This is a genomic window from Ralstonia sp. RL, from assembly GCF_001683835.1.
Lineage (GTDB): Bacteria > Pseudomonadota > Gammaproteobacteria > Burkholderiales > Burkholderiaceae > Ralstonia > Ralstonia mannitolilytica.
On record NZ_LWRX01000089.1, the window covers coordinates 1 to 663 of the forward strand.

Sequence of the window (663 nt, forward strand, 5' to 3'; positions counted from 1 at the left end):
CGAGGCCGGCTTCGTGGGCCAACGTGGCGACGGTGCGGCGGGTGATGCCGTCGAGTGCCGAGGTGGTTTCCGGCTCCAGCAATTCGCCGTCGCGCACGATGAAGAGGTTCTCGCTGGAGCCTTCCGCCACGTAGCCCTCGGTGTCGAGCAGGATTGCCTCGTCGTAACCATCACGCCGCGCCTCGCGCACCGAAAGGATGGAATTGGCATAGGCCGAGATCGCCTTGGCGCGGCACATTTGCACATTGGGGTGATGCCGGGCGTAGGACGACACGCGCACGCGGATGCCGGCTTGCAGCGCGGTGCCGCCGAGGTAGGCGCCCCACGGCCAGGCGGCGACCATCACATGCGTCTTGGCGCCGGCCGGGTCGACGCCCAGTTTTTCGTCGCCCAAAAAGACCAGCGGCCGCACGTAGGCGCTGTTCAGTCCGTTGCGCGCCACGACGTCGCGGCAGGCGTCGGTCAGTGTTGCGCGGTCGAAGGGCATGTCGATGGCCAGGATGCGCGCCGAATCCTCCAACCGGCGCAGATGCTCGGGCAGGCGAAAAAGTGCCGGGCCGCTGGCCGTCTCGTAGGCGCGGATGCCCTCGAAACAGCCGTAGCCGTAATGCAGCGTGTGGGTGAGCACGGAAACCCTGGCCTCGGACGCGGGCAGCCATTGCC

General features: G+C 67.7%; 1 protein-coding gene. It reads right to left on the reverse strand.

What is annotated here, in order from left to right:
- Positions 1 to 655: branched-chain amino acid transaminase (locus tag A6M56_RS08200; RefSeq protein WP_286758064.1), on the reverse strand; the 655-nt coding region annotated here is incomplete at its 3' end.
- Positions 656 to 663: the final 8 nt, after the last annotated feature.